Annotated in this window: 13 protein-coding genes and 1 tRNA gene; 10 read left to right on the top strand and 4 right to left on the bottom strand. The window is 71.5% G+C overall.

Features of this window, described 5'->3' with window-relative positions; translation table 11 throughout:
* Nucleotides 1-104 precede the first annotated feature (104 nt).
* Entirely contained in the window at nt 105-446 is a 342-nt protein-coding gene (locus AB0Q90_RS40800; RefSeq protein ID WP_363165562.1) for a hypothetical protein, read from the top strand.
* Nucleotides 447-886: 440 nt separating this feature from the next.
* Nucleotides 887-1,225 (top strand): hypothetical protein, encoded by a 339-nt coding sequence (locus tag AB0Q90_RS40795; protein ID WP_363165563.1) that lies wholly within the window; start codon nt 887-889, stop codon nt 1,223-1,225.
* On the opposite strand, the gene AB0Q90_RS40790 is transcribed toward AB0Q90_RS40795, so the two are convergent.
* Nucleotides 1,210-3,555 (bottom strand): CHAT domain-containing protein, encoded by a 2,346-nt coding sequence (locus AB0Q90_RS40790; RefSeq protein ID WP_363165564.1) that lies wholly within the window; start codon nt 3,553-3,555, stop codon nt 1,210-1,212. The two genes, AB0Q90_RS40795 and AB0Q90_RS40790, sit on opposite strands and share 16 nt — an antisense overlap.
* A gap of 11 nt (nt 3,556-3,566) precedes the next feature.
* Nucleotides 3,567-4,313, bottom strand: a complete 747-nt coding sequence (locus AB0Q90_RS40785; protein ID WP_363165565.1) for a hypothetical protein — start codon at nt 4,311-4,313, stop codon at nt 3,567-3,569.
* Between the two features lie 418 nt (nt 4,314-4,731).
* Between AB0Q90_RS40785 and AB0Q90_RS40780 the strand changes: the two genes are divergently transcribed.
* The 4 genes from AB0Q90_RS40780 (at nt 4,732) to AB0Q90_RS40765 (ending at nt 8,564) form a co-directional block, all read left to right on the top strand.
* Nucleotides 4,732-6,684 (top strand): hypothetical protein, encoded by a 1,953-nt coding sequence (locus AB0Q90_RS40780; RefSeq protein ID WP_363165566.1) that lies wholly within the window; start codon nt 4,732-4,734, stop codon nt 6,682-6,684.
* Between the two features lie 342 nt (nt 6,685-7,026).
* Complete coding sequence (locus AB0Q90_RS40775) at nt 7,027-7,959, top strand: expansin EXLX1 family cellulose-binding protein (RefSeq protein WP_363165567.1); 933 nt, start codon at nt 7,027-7,029, stop codon at nt 7,957-7,959.
* 284 nt (nt 7,960-8,243) lie between these two features.
* Nucleotides 8,244-8,447 carry a cold-shock protein gene (locus AB0Q90_RS40770; RefSeq protein ID WP_269656763.1) on the top strand — a complete coding sequence of 68 codons (204 nt, stop codon included), beginning with the start codon at nt 8,244-8,246 and terminating at the stop codon, nt 8,445-8,447.
* Nucleotides 8,448-8,490: 43 nt separating this feature from the next.
* Nucleotides 8,491-8,564: transfer RNA gene (locus AB0Q90_RS40765), tRNA-Thr, on the top strand.
* Nucleotides 8,565-8,985: 421 nt separating this feature from the next.
* On the opposite strand, the gene AB0Q90_RS40760 is transcribed toward AB0Q90_RS40765, so the two are convergent.
* Complete coding sequence (locus AB0Q90_RS40760) at nt 8,986-9,513, bottom strand: GNAT family N-acetyltransferase (protein ID WP_363165568.1); 528 nt, start codon at nt 9,511-9,513, stop codon at nt 8,986-8,988.
* Nucleotides 9,514-9,929: 416 nt separating this feature from the next.
* On the opposite strand from AB0Q90_RS40760, the gene AB0Q90_RS40755 reads away from it, so the two are divergent.
* The 3 genes from AB0Q90_RS40755 to AB0Q90_RS40745 are packed head-to-tail and all read left to right on the top strand — an operon-like array spanning nt 9,930 to nt 15,004.
* Nucleotides 9,930-10,589: a hypothetical protein gene (locus AB0Q90_RS40755; protein WP_363165569.1), complete on the top strand. Its 660-nt coding sequence runs from the start codon at nt 9,930-9,932 to the stop codon at nt 10,587-10,589.
* A 14-nt stretch (nt 10,590-10,603) separates the two neighbouring features.
* Nucleotides 10,604-10,942, top strand: coding sequence for a CU044_2847 family protein (locus AB0Q90_RS40750; RefSeq protein ID WP_363165570.1), 339 nt, complete (start codon nt 10,604-10,606; stop codon nt 10,940-10,942).
* A 3-nt stretch (nt 10,943-10,945) separates the two neighbouring features.
* Nucleotides 10,946-15,004, top strand: coding sequence for a trypsin-like peptidase domain-containing protein (locus AB0Q90_RS40745; RefSeq protein ID WP_363165571.1), 4,059 nt, complete (start codon nt 10,946-10,948; stop codon nt 15,002-15,004).
* A gap of 77 nt (nt 15,005-15,081) precedes the next feature.
* Here AB0Q90_RS40745 and AB0Q90_RS40740 read toward each other — a convergent pair whose 3' ends face one another.
* The gene (locus AB0Q90_RS40740; protein WP_363165572.1) at nt 15,082-19,143 is read right to left on the bottom strand and encodes an amino acid adenylation domain-containing protein; all 4,062 of its coding nucleotides are present in this window, start codon (nt 19,141-19,143) and stop codon (nt 15,082-15,084) included.
* A 101-nt stretch (nt 19,144-19,244) separates the two neighbouring features.
* Between AB0Q90_RS40740 and AB0Q90_RS40735 the strand changes: the two genes are divergently transcribed.
* Entirely contained in the window at nt 19,245-19,991 is a 747-nt protein-coding gene (locus AB0Q90_RS40735) for a hypothetical protein (RefSeq protein ID WP_365734416.1), read from the top strand.
* Nucleotides 19,992-19,998: the final 7 nt, after the last annotated feature.

The following is a 19,998-nucleotide window of genomic DNA, read 5'->3' as shown; positions in this document are numbered from 1 at the left end:
GACCCCGGCGGCCTGACGGCCGCCGGGGTCGTTTCACCTTGTCCCGTCAACCACCAGCACGTCGCCCTCATGCACATCTTCAGCGTCGCTCAACAGCCCAGGGCATGGATGAGAAGTGGAACGCCTTCGTTGAAGGCGATGTCCTTTTCTTGCACCGGAGTTGGACCGGGCGCGGTGTCTATGAGGTGACTTTCGCCCCAGTGTCTGATGGTGGGAGGAAGATCGCTTCTACTGTCGTGGAGGGCGATGAGACGTGCTATCGGAATATGGGGGACGAGTACGACTGTCTGATGATGGAGCTGGTCATCAGTGCGATCATCCTTGGTGAGCCCGCCGCCGACCTCCGGGCCGGTCTCGTGGAGTTGACTGCTCGTGCCTCTGGAAAGAGCGATCTTTCCTCGGCCCTGGTGGAGCACAGTGCTCTGGGGTTGCGCTCTGGTTCGTAGCGTTGCAGCCCAGCGAGTGCTGTCACGATGTCGGGCCGTGTGACTGGAGCATGCGTTGCAACCGCAGGATCTCGACGTCTGCGGCGGCCAGTCGTTGTGCGGTATGGGCGCGGTTTCCGGGGTCGTTTCACCGGTAACCGCTCCAGCATGTTGCCCAGGGCGTGCCGGATTTGCACGCGCCGCCCGGGGGCGGGCATCCGGCCCCGGGCGGCGTGGAATCTGCGGTCCCAGGCGGTCATCCGCCCGGCCAGCGGCCAGCAGCCGGTCGGTGAAGGAGGCCACGCGCGGGCGACGCGCGGGTGGCCTGCGCTGACGTCGGGCCGGCTCTTGGGCCGCCAGGTCCACCGCGTCCGCCGCAGGGTGCCGCCGGCTGTTGTCGTCCGGGCAGGATGCCGAGGCGGCGCTATGGTGTGCATGAATGTCGGATTTGGGAGGCGCGTGTGCCCGACGCACAGGACCTGGTGCTTTACCTTGACATCGATGCGGACAGCGCGGACTCGGCTGAACTCAAGCGGATACTGGGCGGGTTGGACAACGTCTCGGCGGTACACGTTGAGCGCGAGGACACGGAACGCAGCACGGCCCTTGAGGCGATCAACTCGTACACGGTCGTCGTCACCGCGGCCGGGGGCGCGGTCGGCGCTTCGGCTCTGCTGCTGAACGGGGTTCGCGACCTCCTTGAGAGCGTGCAGGGACTGCGGAAGGCGTGGGTGCAGACCAAGACCGGTCCGCGACCGATCGACCAGGCCGAGCCCGAGGCGGATCAGGGGCCCGCATAGGAGAACCCGGCCCAGTAGTACGGGGCGCGCGACGCCATGGCCAACTGCGCCGCGCGCAACGCTTCGGGAAGGTCCAGGCCGTCCGCGCGCCAGTGCCGGTACATCTCGCGCATCAGCTCGGCGGAGGCCGCGTCAGGCACCTGCCACGACGAGGCGATCACCGCGCGGCAGCCGCTCATCAGCATCCCGGCGGCCAGGCTGATCGCCTCGTCCGGCAGTTCGAGGTCGGGCACGTTCGTCTGACAGGCCGACAGCACGGCGACCAGCAGGTGATCCTGCGGTCGCTCGAACAGCTCGCGCAGCGTGAACCGTTCGCCCCCGGCGAGTTCCAGGCCGCTGGCCAGCGGGTCCTCGGGGTCGGCCAGTCCGTGGCACGAAGCGTGCAGCATGCCGACGCCGCCGAGGGCGTCCAGGACTGTCGCGCGGTCGACTTCGTCGGGTTGCAGCACGCGGGGCGCCTCGAAGTACGCCGCGACATCCTTCACCTCCTCGTAGGCATGGTCGAGGGCGATGCCTGCGCCGGTCGGCTGGGGGATCGCCAGGAATTTCGGCTCAAGTTCGGGGAGCAGCCGCTGCCGCGCGAGGACGAGGGCGCCGGCCGACGGGACGTACCGGATGCCGACTTCTTCGAGTACGTACGTCCCTTCACTGCCGCGTGCGGCGTGCAGTGGCACGCCGGTGAGGTACGACGTCATGACGACGTGGACGAACGGGTAGCCCGCAACCGCCTCACGGATCGGTGCGTACAGCGCGTCCCAGGCCCATGTGGTGACGTCCGTGACCGCGGCCCTGCGTGCCCCGGCGGGCCAGCCGCTGCCGAAGGTCGCCTGCTGGAAGCTCGCCACCGGTTCGGGTACCGGCCGGTGCGGGCAACCGGGAAGCGCGTGTGCGCTCGGTTCGCGATCCGGGTACAGGATGAAGGCGGCGCCTGCTGGACGGCCGGGCACCAGGTAGACCAGCGGCGCATCGAGTTCAAGGCGGGTCATGTCCGGGATGTCGCGCAGACGCGAGAACCCGGGTACTTTCCGTGCCTCGTCCTGGTAGTACATCAGCTTGTCGCGTGCGGCTCCGCGGGATACGGCGGAGACATGCGGCGATCTGAAGGTCTCCAGCGCCCGACGCAGGGGGAGCGCCAGATCGGGCCGCACCTCGCCGAGAAGGTGGAGATCCTTCTCATCGTGGGGAAAACGCTCACGCAAGGTGGTCATCCGCGCCCGCTCGATATGCTCGACCGCTGACATCTCCCGGCTGGGGACGGCGGCCAGCGCAGGAGCGGCCAGTGCGATCAGATCGGCGATCTCGCGCAGGAACCTTTCCCGGTCCTCCTGCCGTACCTGACGCTGTGCCAGGCGGTGCAGCAGATCCAATGCGCTGTGAGAGGCGTGTCCGACCCCTTCGTCGTCCCCTTCGGCCAGCAGTGCGTAGGCGAGAAGTGCCGATGCTTGGTTGAACACGAAGGCATTGCGGGTGCTCAAGTTCATGGCTCGGCGGTAACCGGCTGCGGTGCCGTCGAGCAGGGCTGCGGCGAGTGCCACCTCAGGATCCCGAGGATGGACCGAGTACGCCAACTCGATGAGGTGTCGCGCTTCTTGGAGATCCTGCTCCGAACTGCCCAACAGATAGGCGGCGTAGTGCACCAGGCCCAGCCCCGTCAGCCAGTGGGCGCTCAGGAGATCACCGACCGGGATGTCCGGCCGCGGGTGACTGAGCAAGGCGTGGAACAGGCCGGCCGCTCCGCTCAGCGCCCGTTGAGCCTCCTGCGTCGTGGTGTCCGGATGCGCCACGGAGACGCGCAGGCAGGTGGCCAGCACCGCCATGGTCAACGCGTCGCTGTATCGGTCCACGCATTCCCGCAGTGACGGAATGACACGGTGGACCGCCTCCGGATCGATGCCCAGCTGGCTGCGCCGGACGGCGACCCGGCCGAGCGCCAGGTGCACGGTGACCGCGACGTGCGGCTGGATCTCCAGCCCCGCGCCGAGTGTGAGCACCTGGCGGGCATGCCGCTCGGCCTCGTCCAGGTCCGAGATCTCGAACCGGTAGTCGAAGCGTTCGACATGGCATGTCGCCGCTCCCGCCAGCGCCGCCAACAGGTCCTCGTTGAGGGGGAAGAGCGCCCGTCCGGCGTGCGTCGCCGAGCGGATGCCATTGAGGATGATGTGCAGCATATGGTCGAGTTCGGCGACGTTCTGCCGGAGCATAGAACTCCACTGGGTCGCGACGACGGCATCGTGATACAGCCGCAGCTGTTCGTCCGAGCCCGACTCCAGTTCGAGGATCTCGGCCCGCAGGTCGGCCGCATGCTGTTCCGCGCGCGCCACGCGGTCCATGAACTCATCCGCTACGTCGCGATCAGATCCGGCCACTCGACCCCTTCCTCGAACTCACGGATCGCCTCCCGCGCGCCCACGCGCAGCGCGCGGCGGAACATGGCCCGGCGCAGATAGAGATCGCGCAGTGTCACCAGGTCGACATCCGCCCATGCCTGGTTCATCGGCGGCTGGAACATCGACTCGGCGACGAGGGCCATCGGCATCTCCAGCAGCTCGGGGTGATCGACGAGCCAACGATGACGAAGCGTCTCGTCGTCCTGCCCTACGTAGTCCGGGAGGAACTCACCGGGGAAGGCAGGAGCGGTGTCAAAACCCCTTGGTGCGAACTGGGCCCCGGGCAGGACCGACGCCATCAGATACTTGGTCGCGGCAGTCTGATCGGCGGCGAAATGGCTCTCCCGCTCACGCCGATCGAAGTATTCCCGCGCCGCTTCGCTCGACAGCTCCGGGTACTCCGCGAGCAGCCGTTCCGTCTGCGTCTGGTCGGCTTGCAGCAACGCGTCCGCGAGTAGTTCCCAGTACCCCTCTTCGACACCGAAACGCCGGAAGACGCGCAGCAGCCCCAACCAGTGCTCGATTTTCGCGATGTATTCCTCGTTGTTCTGCTGCCGCAGCCGGCGCAGGGCCTCTTCCAGCCACACCAGGATCTCGTTGCCGAGCAGCTCCGGAGTCTCGCGCAGCGCGTCGCGCGCGTCCCGAAGCGTCAGCGAGGCCATGAACCGGTCCAGAGCGTCGCGCAGTTGCGCCTCGTCCATGCGGTCACTATGGCAGCGCCGGGAGGGAATATCCCCCTTTTCCTGACAGCGAGCCGTCTTCGGCCTTGCGAAGACTACTGAGATCCCCCTGGTCGATCCGGGCGAATGCGCTGCGGGCCGTCTTCCGCGCTTCAGCAGCGGCTGTCCGGGCGGTTTGCGGTGACTACGACGTCGTATGCGGGGTCTGGCATGACGGCTCGGCGCGGCCCCGTTTCGTGAAGGTCCCTGATGGTGCTCGGAGCGGTCCAAGTGCCGACACGGACAGGTCTGTGCCCGAGCCTGCTGATGCTCAATGTTGAGGCCGATTCCAGCCGCCCGGACGACATCGCAGCCCATGACGTCGAGTACGCGGGTCAGGGCCGGTTGGGCCTGGGCCGAGCGCCTTGTCCCACGGCGAGCCGACGGGGATCATGACCGCGTGCAGCACCAGGAGCAACTCCACGACCTACTCGCACGCGCCGGCCTCACGGTCGTCGAGGACGTGTACCCGGGCAGCCTGTTCCCGCCGGAGGCCGGCTGGCGGATCGCGCGGGGGATCGCGGCGCCGGACGGCGTGGCCCGCGAAGCGCTCGATGCCGCGTGGTGGCGCCGTCTTTTCGATGCCGACGGCGAGTTCCTGGTCGCCGTCCTCGGGCACCGGATCGGCGGCAACGACTCCTGGTGGACCCGGGTCCGGCACATCGGCGGCGGCGTACCGGAGTTGAGCGGCGGCCCCGGGTTCGTGGCACTCTCCCTCGACGGGCAGGTGCTGCTGGCGGAAGTGCCCGGCGCGGGCGGGCCCCGGGTGACGGCCCTCGACCGGCTGCCGGAGCGGCTGGAGAGGGCCGCTGCGCAGGCAGGGCAGGAGACGGAGCATGAGCGGACGGAGGTCTGGGCACAGGTGCCGGGCCGGCCCGGGTGGCCCCTGCACTGGGCCGAGGGGATCGGTTCCAATCCGGCCGCGCCGGACGAACTGCTCATCCGGCTGCTGGACGTGGAGGACGGTTTCCTGCTCGGATGTGACCGGCCCGCCGTCCTCGACGCCGCCGTGACGCACCCCGATCCGCGGGTGCGGTCAAGGCCCGCCGACACCTTCCGGCCCAAACTCACGTCCGATCAGTGGATACGCCTGGTCCGCGCCGAGCCGTCGCCCGATCGACGCGTGCTTGGGGCGGAGCGGGCCTGCGTGTGGGGCGCCGAACTCCCCGAGGACCTGTACGACGACCTCCTCGCCGGCCCGTCCCGCGCCCTGGCCGCCGAACTCCCAGGGCTCCCCGCACAGCACCTCCCCGGCCTCGCGGCCGACGCCGACCCCCGGGTGCGGGCGGCGGCCTGTGCCCGGTGGCAGGACCTCGCTGCGCCGCTGCGGGAGCGGCTGCTGGCCGACCCCGACCGCGCGGTGCGAACGGCTGCGCTGCTCGCCCACCACACCGGCATACCCATGGCTCGCGAGGTTTTCGCCGCCCTGCCCGACCCGCGGCGGGCGCTCGCACGGTGCCGCCTCGCGCCCGAGCTGGAGGCGGAGCTGGTCCGGGACGAGGACACGGAAGTACGCCGGGCACTGGCCGCCAACCCGGGCCTGAGCGCGCACGGCGTCGCCGTCCTGGCAAAGGACCCGCAGGACGACATCCGCTCCGCGGTGGCGCTGCGCCCCGACCTCACCGAGGAACAACGTGCCGCGGTCCGCCACGACTTCGACCCGACGTTGATGTCGCACACCCTGCCCTGGGTCGAGGACCTGCACGGCGACGCCGACGCGATGCGCCGCCTCGCCGCGTCGTCCCACCCGCTGGTCCGCCGCAGTGTGGCCCGCGCCCACCATCTCCCGCCGGACGTGGTGGAGCGTCTGGCGCGGGACGAGGACCGGGCGGTCCGCCTGTTCCTCGCCGAATCGTGCGAGGACGCGCCGGCCGACCTGCTGCTGGAGGTCTGGCACTGGTGGGACGGCAGCTTCAGCCACCCGGGCCGGCCCCGCAGCCACCCCAACTTCCCCCGTGCGGGCCTGCTGCGCTACACCGCCGACCCCAGCGGGCGGATGCGCCGCCTGGCCCTGGACGATCCGGAGTCGACACCGGCCGACGTCGCACGCCTGACCCGGGACCCCGAAGCCGAGGTACGCCGCCGCGCGGCCGAGGACCCCCGGCTGTCACCGGCCGACGCGGTACGGCTGCTGAACGACCCTGCTGCCCACGTCCGCGGCACCGCGATGCGCAATCCCCGGCTGCCGGCCCGCGTCCTGGCCGCCCTGCTGCACGACCGCGACACAGCATGCACAGCGGTCACCAACCCGGCGATCCCGGTCCCCGTCCTGCACCGCATCCTCACCGCGGCTGAGGCAGCCCTGCGCTCAACACCGACACCCCCCACGGCGGCCTGGGATCCGTTGAGTTAGGCCGGCGGCGATGCTCACAGCGCACAGGCCGTCGTCCGATTCAACGCGCTGCTGCAGTTCGCACAATGCCCACGACGTATCAGCTGAGCCGACCGACCTGCCGAACGCGGTCGCACCGGAAGACGCGGCGGCGGATCGCCGCGTACGGATACAAGGCCACCGGAGTGCGCACCGCACCGCGACGGCCCGGCGGGACGAGTTCGGGCACGGTCGCGGGCCCGGCGGCGACGGCCGGGGCGGGTCTGACGGATTCAAGTCCGTCGGCAACCTTTGCGAATCCTGTGGCGACTGTGGGGTGAACCAGGCACCTGTGCTCTCCCGAACCCCGTAAGGACCTCATCCGTGGCGTCCCCCTCGCAACACCGCCGTCCCCGCAGCAAGCGCGCTGTTCTCGTCCCCGTCGCCCTGGCGGCCGTAGCGCTCGTCGTGTCGCTGGTCGTGGCCCTGCGCCCCGACGGCGGGGCCGACGCCGGACAGGTGGCCGTGAAACCCGCGCCCACCACGACCCGGACCACCACCCGGCCCTCGAAACCGGCGACGCCGAGGCCTTCATCGGTGTCACCGACCCCCAAGGCCCGGAAGACGACGCCCTCGGCGCCCGCGTCGAAGTCGCCCTCGGCCACGAGCCCCGCGAAGTCCCCTTCCAGTACCGGCTCGTTGGCGGGACGCATCCGACCCGGCGTCACCTACTCGGGCGTCGCCACCTTCTACGACGCCGGGAACGGTGACGGCGCCTGCACCTACGGCCCGACCGACGACGTCATGACCGCCGCGATGAACACCGCCGACTACGAGACGTCCAAGGCCTGTGGCGCGTACGTACGTGTCCGCGCGGCGAGCGGCGCCACCATCACCGTCCGGATCACCAACGAGTGCCCCGCACCCTGCGCGCCCGGCCAACTCGACCTGAGCGCGCAGGCCTTTGCCAAGCTGGCCACCCCCTCGACCGGGCAGATACCCATCACCTGGAGCCTGTTGAGCCCCGACGTCTCCGCCCCGCTCTCTCTCCGGTACAAGACCGGGTCCAGCCAGTACTGGTGCGGCATCCAGGTCATCGGCCACCGCAATCCGGTGGCCCGGCTGGAGGTGCGCACCGGCAGCGGCTGGAGCAGCCTGCCCCGTACCGAGTACAACTACTTCCTCTCCGAGCAGGGCGGCGGCTGCGGCGCAGCGATCAGGATCACCGACATCTACGGTGAGCAGCTGACGGTCGAAGGGATCGCACTGCGGCCGAATGTCGTCCAGCCGACACGCGTCCAGTTCGCCCGGCACTGAGCCCGCTTGTCAGCGCGGACAGCGCGCGACCGGCGTACCCAACGCCGTGCGCACGTCCTCCTGCGGAACTGTAGGTCTCCGTGGCTGCCGTGAGGGGGCGCAGCGATGGTGCGGAGTTTGGTTGGACGGCTGGGAGATCTCCCGCAGGACTATCTCCGACGTGTGGACGGGTGATCGAATGAGGTTGCCCCGAGCGGGGTAGGACGGACGGCGGGCGTCTTGCCCGGCGGGAGTCTCCCGCTACACCCGGCCGGTACACCCGGCCTGAACTGAAGGAAAACAGCATGGCCAGCGGCACCGTGAAGTGGTTCAACGCCGAGAAGGGCTTCGGATTCATTGCCCAGGACGGCGGCGGCCCGGACGTCTTCGCCCACTACTCCAACATCACCGGCAATGGCTACCGGGAGCTGGTCGAGGGCGAGACGGTCACGTTTGACGTGACCCAGGGTCAGAAGGGCCCGCAGGCCGAGAACATCGTCCGGGGCTGACCTGCAAGAAATGGCTCACTGCAACGTGTGGGGCGGCCACCGACGCTGGGTGGACCAGCGCGGTAGCTCGCCGGGCCCGTAACCCGGAGGGCACAGGCTCACATCCTGTCCTCGCTGCAGAGACGGGGGCCCGGCACGGCCGGGTCCCCGTCGCGGTGCGCCGGGCGGTTCATTGACGTGTGCGAGGTGGGGGAGGTGTCCCGCGAAGCCGCGTCCAGGCTGCCCGGGTCGGCAGGTGCAGTTGCTGGCCGTGAGAGGACCGGCAGCCCCGGCCGGGAGGGCCTGGCCACGGCCACGCCTGGGCCGCCGGCGAAGGGGAGCAGCCACGGCTCGCGCGTGTGTGCGGCGCGACCGGCGAGGACTGCCGGGGCCGGACGGACCGGGAGCCGGCGCGGACGATCGTTGCAGCGAGGGCCGGTGACGCCGCGCGGGTTTCGCCCAGTACCTCGAATCGGGAGGGGCCAGACGCCCCGGTAGTCATCACCGGCGCAGCGCTTTGACGTCGGCCGGGGGAGTGGGACGGCAATGTTCCCGCATCTCACGCCTCGATCTGGCCCGGGCTTGGTGCAGCGCCGGTCAGCGGGGCCAGCACACGCCACTCCAACCTCTCGTACAGGGCCCGGCCCTCCGGCGTCGCGCCCAGCACGCCCGCTGTGACGCCCTGTCCGGCCGCGGCGTTGGCGAGCGTGGTCATCACCAGGCGTCCCAGGCCGCGGCGCTGGTGGGCGGGGTCGGTCTCTACCTGGTCGACCACGGCGGTGGCGCCGGTGACGGCGATCTGACCGCGTGCGGCGAAGGCGCCGTCGGCGGTGCGCACCAGAGCGCGGGTCACCCCGGCGCGGGTCCAGGTGCTCAGCCAGTAGCCGTCGGGGACCTGAGCGTGTGCGGTGCGCAGCGAGGCGGACATCAGGAAGCCGGGACCACCCGCCAGGGACCAGCCGGGGGCCAGCCAGGACGTGAGTGTCTGCGGTGGGACGAATGTCTTCAGCCAGATGCCCGGGCTGCCGGCATTCTCGGTGATCTTGCGGACGGTCGCCTCGTCGGCAGTGGTCAGGACGTGGCGCATGACGTGCTGAGAGAGTCCGACATCGATGGTGAAACCCCAAGGGTGTGGCACTGGTTGGGCAGCGCCACGTGAAACGGCCCAGCCGTCGGCCCATGCTGCTGCGGCTTCAGCCGTGTTCCTGAAAGGCATAGCCCCTCCCGAAGTAAGTAACGCAAGCGCAGTGCGCCTATTACATCAGGCGAGGGGGTGGTCTGCGAGACCCTTATGACGGCGCTTCGCCCAGGGCGCCGGCCTCCCCGAAAGCGAGTGAGCCGAACTGCACAGGGCAGAAAGGCCCACCGCGCCCCGGAGTGAACCGACGCGTCCGCACCCGGCGGGGCTGCCGTGCGCCCCGTGGACACGGCATGGTCTCTTGACTGCACGGCGCCCCGGCGCTGGAATCGGGGGCGGTCGATCAGTCGGCATGAGGGGGATGGGTGTCGAGTCCCACGGACGTCACGGGGCGTTGGTACTTCTGCGACGACGGGTGGCCCGGCGAGCTGACGCTTGAGCACGAAGGGGACGAGCGGTTCAGCGGGACGTACTACGCGGAACGCTTCGACGAGGACTACACCGTCACCGCCACCGTCGACACGGGCGCCGACGACGAGATCACGCTCGTCGTCCACGACTTCAACTGGCTGCCCGAACAGCGCTACGTCGGACACCTCTTCAGCCACGGGCGCCGAGCCATCGCGGGCCGCTCGTTCTGGGAGGGCACGCCCTACGGGTTCTTCGCCAACCGCAGCACGCGCATGGCCCTCGGCAGCTACCGGACCGGAGCCGTGCTGCCGGAGGACTTCGCCGGGCAGTGGAACGCCCAACTCGACGGCGAGCCCGCGACCGTGGCACTGGCGTGGGACGCGACGGCGGGGGAACTGCGCGGGCACTGCACACGACGCGGCCTCGACGGCGAGTACGCCGTGACCGGCAAGCCGTCCACCGAGGTGCTGCACCAGATCACGCTGACGATCGATGGCCCGGACGAGTGCCTGATCCTGGACGGTCTGCTCAATTCCCGCCCCAAGAACGCCCTGTGCGGCACGATGCTCAAAGGCGACCTGAAGCGCGGCTTCTACATGGTTCGTTACGCCTGAACGGGAGGCTGGTCATGGGCGCGTACGTGAGCTTCGACAGCGAGGCCGTCATGGTCGAGATCACCCCTTCGGCCCCGTCACCGCCGGGCAAGGGCCCGGTGAAGGCAGGCGTCGGCGACCGGCTGCGCGACGGCGTGGTCCAGGCCCAGCAGAGCTTCGAGGACGCCCTCGGCCAGCTGATCCGGCACACCGCGGGCGCGTTCGTGCGCGCGGCGAACAGCCTCGACGACGCCCCGACCGACATTGAGGTCGAGTTCTCCGTCAAGGTCACCGGGGAAGCCGGGAGCATGGTCATCGGCAAGCTGGGGGGTGAGGCGCACTACGGCGTCAAGCTGGCCTGGTCCAAGAGCTGACCCGTGGATCAGGACCTGGCGGCCTGCTGCGCCGCCGTCCGCGGCGCGGACGACACCAAGGGCACCGCGTTCCTGCTGAGCCGGGAGCATCGGCTGCTGGCGACCTGCGCCCACGTCGTCGACTACGCCGGCGCCGGACCCGGCGAATGGGTCTCGCTGCGGCTTCCGGCCGGCGGCGAGGAGATCCGGGCCTACGTCGTCCCGGACCGGTGGCGTCCCGCCGACGCCGAGGACGTGGCGATCCTGCGCGTGGCCGAGGACCTGCCCGACGAATTCGCCGAGCTGCCGCTGGGCACGTCCACCGACGCCACCGGACATCCCTGCCGCACTTTCGGGTTCCCGCCGGACAAACCACTTCAGGGACTGGCCGGTTCGGGAACGGTCCTGGCCCGCATCCGCGACGAGTCCGGGCGGCAGATCCTCCAGCTCACCGATGCCCCCGAGATCACCCCGGGCTTCAGCGGCGGGCCGCTGCACGACCCGCTGGCCCGGCGCGTCGTCGGCATGGTGGTGTCCATTCTCGCGCCCGACGAGTTCGGCCGGCTCGTCACCACGGCCTTCGCCGTGCCCGTCGAGACGCTCGCCGGGCTGTGCCCGGAGCTGACCGTCTCCGACGTGAGCCCGTACCGCGGCCTTGAGCCCTTCCGCGAGACGGAGTCGGAGTTCTTCTTCGGCCGGGAGGACGCCGTTCGGCGCATGCTGACCCTGCTGCGGCAGGACCCCCGCTTCCTGCCCGTCCTCGGGCCCTCCGGCAGCGGCAAGTCCTCACTCGTCCAGGCCGGCCTGCTGCCCCGGCTGCGCGAGGGTGCGGTGCCGGGCGCCGAGCGCTGGCGGCTCATGGTCACCCGGCCCGCCCGGCTGCACGAACTCGAAACCAGCCTCCCCGGCGTCAGCGCCGACATCGGCGACGCGGCCCGGCGCTGGCTGGACCTCAACCGGGACGCCGAACGGCTCCTGCTGGTCGTCGACCAGTTCGAGGAGATCTTCCTGTCCGGGGACGACGCCTCGCGGGCACGGTTTCTGGAACAGCTGGCCCGGGCCGTCGACGACCCCGCCCTCCCGCTCGGCGTGATCCTGACCATGCGCGACGAGTTCTACAGCCGCCTCGTCCGGGAGGCCCCCGCCTTCGGACGGATGCTGGAGGAAGGGCTGTGCAATGTGCCGCCGACGCTCGACCAGATGGATCTCGCCGACATCGTGGAGCGGCCCGCGCTTCGGCTGGGACTGCGGTTCGAGGCCGGACTGGTGGACCGTATCGTCCACGACACCGTGCGCCTTTCACCCGCACCCGTCGACGACGGCGCGCTGAGCACCGTACTGCCCCTGCTCCAGTTCGCCCTCGGGGAGCTCTGGGAAGGCCGCCGCGACGGGGTGCTCCAACACCTCACCTACGAGCGGATGCAGGGCGTGGGCGGCGGGCTGTCCCGCTGGGCCGACCGGGCCCTGGAGCGCATCGACAGCGCGCAGATGCCGCTGGCCCGGCGCGGACTGCGGCTGCTGGTGCACCTCGGCGACGAGAGCCAGGGCACACCGGACAGCCGGTGGCGCAGGCCCATCGCGGCCCTGGCAGCCGAGGAGGAACGCGCGCCGATGGCCGCGGTGATGGGCCGGCTCGCCGACGAACGGATCGTCGTCACCAGCCTCGACCGGCAGTCCGGGGAGGAGATGGTCGAGCTGATCCACGACGCGCTGCTGCGGGAGTGGGGCACGCTCAAGCACTGGATCCGCACCGACCGGGAGTTCCTCGGCTGGCTTCAGGGGCTGGAACAGCAGCGGCACTCCTGGTGGCAGTCCGACGGCCCGGACGGCCACGACACCGGACGCCTGCTGCGCGGCCGCGACCTCGACACCGCCCGGCGCATGCTGGCCGAGCGCGCCGTCGATCTGACCCCGGCCCAGCGGGAGTACATCACCCTCAGCCAGCAGGCGTGGGACCGGGAACAGAACCGGCTGCGGGAGGCGCTCACCGAGGCGGACCGCCAGCGCGAGCTCGCCGAACGCCGGCTGGCGGCCGCGGTCATCCGGGAGCAGGCCGCCCGCGCGCTCACCCTGCTGCCGCTGCAGCCCGTGGCCGGGCTGGTCACGGCGGCCGACGCCGTGCTGCGCAACCTCGCCGAACTGCCCGCCGACATGCTGGAGACCGCCCAGATCAGCCTGCACGCCGCGCTGTACCAGTCGCGCGAGCGCGGCGTCGCCGCGGAACACACCGCACCGGTGACCGGGCTGAGCGTATCCCCCGACGGCCTGTTGATCGCCTCGTCCGGTATGGATCGCACCGTACGCCTGTGGGACGTACAAGGACGGTCCGTCGGCTGGCCGCTCACCGGTCCTGAAGACGCGGTCACCTGTGTGGCCTTCCATCCGGACGGCCGCCTGATCGCGGCGGGCGGCGGCGACTGCACCGTACGCGTGTGGGACCTGAACGGCCGGCAGGTCCGGGCCCCGCTGGAAGGCCATGAGGACACCGTCACCGCGCTCGCCCACGACCCGCACGGACGTCTGCTGGCCACCGGCGGCGCGGACCGCACGATCCGTCTGTGGCATCCGGACGGAACCCCTGCGGGACCGCCCCTGACCGGCCATCAGGACGCCGTCACCTGCCTCGCCTTCGACGCCGACGGACGCCTGGCGAGCGGCAGCGCCGACCGCACCGTCCGGCTCTGGAACACCGACGACGGGACGGAACTCGCCCTCCTGCCGGGCCACGAGGACTCCGTGACCTGTCTGGCGTTCGGCGCGCAGGGGCGGCTTGCCAGCGGCGGCGCCGACCGGACCGTACGTCTGTGGAACAGGGACGGACGCCCCGTGGGGACGCCGTTCACCGGCCACGAGGACGCCGTCACCTGCCTTGCCTTCGACGCGGGCGCCGGGCGGCTCGTCACCGGCAGCCTGGACCGCACGATCCGGCTGTGGGACCGCCGCGGCCGTGCGCAGCACACCCCGATGATCGGGCACACCGACGCCGTCACCGCCGTCTCCTGCACCCCGGACGGCCGTACGATCGTCAGCGGCGGCACCGACCGCACCGTACGGTTCTGGGACACCGAAGGCTTCGGCGCCGACTCGGTCATCGCCGCACACCCGACCGACGTCAACGGCATCGCCCTGATCCGCGGCGACCAGCTCCTGCTCAGCGGCAGCGCCGACGGCACGATCCGGGCCTGGACCCGCGAGGGCCAGCCCGTCGGCCCGGCCTGGGTGGGCCACGACGGCTTCGTCTACGACCTCGCCGCCCACGACACCGCCGAGCGCGTCGCCAGCGCCGGAGCCGACGGCACGGTCCGGCTGTGGGACCTCAACGCGCGCGCCGTCGCCAGCCCCCTGACCGGACACCGCGGCCCCGTCAACGCCGTGGCCCTGAGCCCCGACGGGACCGTGGTCGCCAGCGGCGGCGCGGACCGCACCCTACGGCTGTGGCGCACCACGGGAGAGCCACTGGGCGCACCCCTCGAAGGGCACGAGGACGAGGTGCGCGGGCTCACCTTCAGCCCGGAGGGAACCGTACTGGCGAGCGCCGCCGCGGATGGGACCGTACGACGCTGGAGCACGGCCGGTGACGCACTCGGGCCGCCGCTGACGGGGCATGAGGGAGAGGTGCGCGACCTGGTGTTCAGCCCCGACGGCACGAGCCTGGCCACCGTCGGCCTCGACGGGACGCTGCGGCTGTGGACGGCCGAGGGCGAGCCCCTCGGCGAGCCGGCCCGGGGTCACGCCGGAGGCGTCTACGCCGTCCGCTTCACTCCCGACGGCGCCCACCTGCTGACCGGCGGCGCCGATGCAACCCTGCGGCTGTGGAGCCGCCGCGGACTCCCGGCAAGCGAGCCGTTCCGGGGGCACCGGGCCCCTGTGTGGCGGGTCGAGGTCGGGCAGGACGGGCGGTTCGTCGTCAGCGGCGGCGAGGACGGCTCCTTGCGTACCTGGGACGCCGGTTGGCGGGCGTGGCTGGAGCAGGCCGCCCGCAGACTGGCGGGACATCCGGGTCCGGGCGGGGTGTTCCAGCAGACCTTCGCCTCCGTCAACGCCCGTTGCACACAGCAGCCCTGGCTCGACGCACGGCGCTGACCGGGCCACGCGTCCCGGCCCATCGGCCCCAGCGCCGGACTGCACTGGCCATCGGCCACCAGCCCTGCGCGCCGCGCTCAGCCCTGTCCCAGTCGATGCGTGCGGCTGCGCGCCACTGCCTTCGCCAGCACGTCCTGCCAGGCGCGCGCCGGGTGGCCGGCGAGGAGCTGGCCGGTGGTGAAGCGGAAGTCGCGTGCGTAGTGGCCGGTGACCGATTCGGTGTACGTCGGCTCCAGGTCCAGCCCCAGCAGCCCGAGAAGCTCGACGGCCAGGTGACGCCAGGCGAACTGCCCGTTGCTCGTGTTCATGACCCCGCTCGCCCGCCCGGCCACGCACTCGGCGACCACCCAGGCGAGGTCCCGGGCGTCGACCCAAGCGTGCCCCCGGTCATCCGGCGGCAGCGCGATCCGGCCGTCCCGCGCGGCGAACAGCGGCGCTGCCGGACCCTGCCGCAACTGCCATGCGCAGTACGGGTCCGGGGCCCACACGTGCGGCGGCCGGACGACCGACGCGGTCATGCCCCGCTTCGGCCGGGCCGCCGCCAGCACCATCGACTCGCAGCGGATCTTGGCCGCCGCGTAGGCCGAGTAGCTCGCATCCAGCGGATGGTCCTCGCCCGCCGGCGGCGACGCCGGTACGCCGTACACGTCGGTGCTGCTGACGAAGATGAACGGTCCCTGGTCCCAGGCCCGGACCAGCGCCGCCGTGGCCGCCTCGTCAACCCCGGGATCGGAAAACGTACAGGCGATGTGCACCACCCCCGCGACCTGCGCCATGGCCGCGTGCAGCGAGCCGACATCCGCGAGGTCGCCGACGGCCACTTCCTGCCCGCGCGCGCGTGCCGTGTCCGCCGAGCCGGGCCGGGCGAGGATCCGCGTGCGCACGCCGCGCCTGCGCAGCTCGGCGGTGACGAACCGGCCGACCATGCCGGTACCACCCGTGACCAGCACCGGGGCACCCTGGGCTGACACCCGGACGGGTTCGGTGCGCGGCCCGGCCGCCAGCTCGGCGGCGATCCCCGCGACGGTGGAGCGCTCCATGACGGTCCGTACCGGCAGGCTGCGCCCGAAGTGCTCACCGAGGGCCGCGACCAGCTGGATCGCGAGCAGCGAATGGCCCCCCAGGTCGAAGAAGTCGTCGAACACCCCAGGCTCGGGCACGCGCAGCACCCGCTGCCACACCTCGGCGACGGCCCGCTCCACCGGTGTACGCGGGGGAACAGACCGGCGGCTGCCGTGCGCTGTCGCTCGCGGCCTGGGCAGCGCGGCCCGGTCGACCTTTCCGTTCGTGGTCATGGGAAACCGGGGGACCGGCACGAACACCGCCGGGATCAGATGGCCGGGCAGCCGCTCGGCGCAGTACGCGCGCAGGGCGTCGAGTCCGCCGGTCGCCACGCCGCTGACGTAGGCCACGAGCCGTCTGTTCCCGGCCCCTTCGCCGTCCGCCAGGACGAGGGCCCGGGTCACGCCGGGATGGGCGGTCAGCGCGGCCTCGATCTCGCCCGTCTCCACCCGATGGCCGCGAATCTTCACCTGTTCGTCCCGGCGGCCCAGGAATTCCAGCTCACCGTTGGGCGACCAGCGGACGATGTCGCCGGTCCGATAGAGCCGTCCGGGCCCGAACGGGTTGGGCACGAACGTGGCGGCGGTCAGAGCGGGACGCCCCTGATATCCGCGAGCGAGCCCGCCGCCCCCGATGAGCAGTTCGCCGGGCGTGCCCGGTGGCACGAGGTTGAGGTCGCTGTCCACGACGTGGACTGTGGTGTCACCGATGGGCGTCCCAATGGGGATCGGACCGCCGGTGTCGGTGATCTCGCGCTTCACACAGGCGAAGGTGGTGCACTCGGTGGGGCCGTAGCCGTTGCCGACGCGGGGACCGAGGCGGGACAGCGCCGCCACATGGGGCGGGGAGAGCACGTCACCGCCGCTGATCACGTGCCGGACGGTGGCCAGCGCGTCCGGCCGCAGATCCACGACCGTGTTCAGCAGCGCGGCGGTGAGCCACAGCACCGTCACACCGTGTCGGCGCAGGGTCGTCGCGAGCACGTCGACGTCCGGTGTGCCGGGCGGGTGCACCGCCAAAGTCGCCCCGCTGCACAGGGCACCCCACAGTTCGAAGGTGGATGCGTCGAACGTCGTCGGAGCGAGCAGCAGGAAGACCTGCCCCGGTCCGAAGTCGGTGTACCGCGCTCCCCGCACGAGCCGGACGATTCCGCGGTGCGTCACCAGCACGCCCTTCGGGGCGCCCGTCGAACCCGAGGTGTACATGATGTACGCGAGCTGGTCCGGCCGTACTTCGCTCGGTGGGCCGGTGGCGGGCTCCCCGTCGAGGTCCAGCTCCTCCCACACCAGGACATGCGTCCCGGCACACGCCTTCGCGAGCTCCCTGGCCGCGAGGACCACCGTGACCCCGGCGTCCGCGAGCACGACAGCGGTGCGCGCCGTGGGCTGAGCGGGATCGAGCGGCACATAGCAGCCCCCCGCGCGCAGAATGCCGAGCAGTACGACGGGCAGCTCCGGGCCGCGCTCGAACAGCACCCCCACCCGGGTCTCCGGGCCCACCCCCGCCCGGCGCAGCCGGTGTGCCAGCCGGTTGGCCGTCTCCTCCAGCTCCCGGTACGTCAGGGACGTGTCCTGGTACGCGACGGCCACGTCCTGCGGATGCCGGGCCGCCGCCTCGGCAACCAGCGACGGCACCGAGGCTGCACGGCCGCTGCCGCCGGTGGAGTTGAGCGCGTCGAGGCGGGCGCACTCGGACTCCGTGAGCAGGGGCAGATGGTGGACCGGCGTGTCCGGCGCGGCCGCCACCCGGTCCAGCAGCGTGCGCACATGCCCCAGCAGCCGGTCCGCGTCGGATGCCTCGAACAGCGCGGTGTCGTAGGTGAGCACGAGATCGAGCCCGGCCTCGCGCCGCTGGAACGCGAACGTCAGGTCGAACTTGGACGTTCCGGTGTCCAGCGGCCGTCGCGTCACCGACAGCCCCTCCAGCACTGGCACGGACGGGGTCTGCACATCGGCGACGATCCGGACCAGCGGTGTGTCACCGCGGTCCGTCGCGACCGAGCGGACGATCCGGTCGAAGGGGACGTCGGCGTGCTCGAACGCCCGCAGGCAGATGTCCCGTACCCGGTCGACGAGCGCACCGAACGACGGCTTCCCGCGCAGGCCGACGCGCAGGGGCAGCAGATTGACGAAGAGCCCCACCGCGCCCTCGGGCCGGTCGGACGCCGACATCGGTACGCCGATGACCACCTCCTCGTCGGCGGTGTACCGGCCCAGCACGACCGCCAGCGCCGCAAGCAGCACCATGAACTCGGTGGCCCGGCACTGCCGGGCGAGCCGGCGGATGTCCGTGGTGAGGCGGATCTGCGTGTCGGCTCCCCTGCCCTCGCGCGGGCCGGGCGTGCGGCGCGTCGGCAGTGCGGTGGCCGCCGCGCCCGCCAACTCGTCGGACCAGAAGGCCAGATCAGCCTCCCGGACCTCACCCTCCTCGGCGACACGCGGCGCGGGCGCCGGCCGGGGGAGCCGCACCGGCTGCCCCGCCGCGACCGCCCGGTAGGCCACGGCGAGTTCCTCGTGCAGCACCCCGAGCGACTCCGCGTCCGCGACCAAGTGGTGGACACACCACAGCAGTACATGGTGATCGGCGGCGACCTCGAAGACCGTCATCCGAGTCAGCGGCCCCTGCGCCAGGTCGAACGGCTCGGTCGCCGCGGAGAGCAGAGCCCTGTCAAGGCCGGCGGTGTCGCAGGGGCGGACGGTGAACCGCAGCGCGGCCCCGGGGGCCGCGACAGGGACGCCGTGCTCGGTGCGGAACACCGTGCACAGGGCTTCGTGCCGCCCGACCACGGCCGTCACGGCCGTCCGCAGCGCCTCGACGTCGAGTGGGCCTCTGAGGTCGTAGGCCTGTGTGAGGGTGTAGCGCGTCGAACCCGGCAGGAGCTGTTCGAGGAACCACATGCCGCGCTGGGCGAAGGACAGCGGACGGACGCCGCGCGGGGCAGCCTCGGCAGGCGCGTCAGGAGTGAGCGGCCGGGCGGCCAGTCGCTCCTCAAGCAACTTCCGCTGCTCCGAGGTGAGTTGATCGCGCAGCCGCGCCGGCGGCCGGGAGGGTTCGTCCGCACGTGCCTCTGTTGACATGAGCGTCCCCAGGAGTGGCTGCCTCGGCTAAGGTGAGTATGGACAGACCGGTCGGCTCGCGCAATAAGGGTATTCGCGGGGGGTCCATGGATCAGTCGGATATGTCGGTCGAAGTGGCCATGGAGTACGGCGGCCGCTGGAGCTCCCTGCGCGGAGGCAACGGCCGGGAGTGGCTGTGGCACCGCGAGGCACCCGACCGGTTCCGGGTGCGCCCGGGTGACGCGTTCGTCGACGCCGGCGGGCTGGAGGAGTGCATCCCCACGATCGGCGGGACACCCGACCACGGCGACGCCTGGTCGCGCCCCTGGCAGCCGCACGGCACGGGGATGACCGTCGCGGGCGAGGACTACCGCCTCACCCGCTGGATCGACACCGGCTCCGCCGTGACCGCCCGTTACCTGCTGAACGCTGAGCCCGGCTGGCGTTTCATCTGGGCCGCCCACACCATGCTCGACCTCGCGCCCGGCGCCCGGATGCAGGCCCCGCACGGTGCCCCGATGTGGGTCAACTCCGAGCCGCGCACCTGGCCCTACGACGAGGAAACCGATCTCAGCGTGCTCGGCGCGGACGACGGGACAACTCGAATGATCGTGATCCCGCAGCTCGCCGACATCACCGTGACCGACGGCCAGGACAGCCTGACCATGCGGCTGGAGGTCGACGGCCAGCCCTGCGCCATGGCGATCTGGCGGAACCTGGGCGGCTGGCCCGCGGACGTCCCGTACCGCAACATCGCCGTGGAGCCGATCGTCGGCATCTGCCCCGAACTGAAGTTGGCGCGTGACGGCGAGACCGCGGTGATGCCCGCGTCCGGCACGCTGGAGTGGACCCTGACCGTCACCGCATGAGGAGAAG

This window comes from Streptomyces sp. NPDC079141, assembly GCF_040686775.1.
Lineage (GTDB): Bacteria > Actinomycetota > Actinomycetes > Streptomycetales > Streptomycetaceae > Streptomyces.
This window is presented reverse-complemented; position numbering and strand designations above follow the sequence as displayed.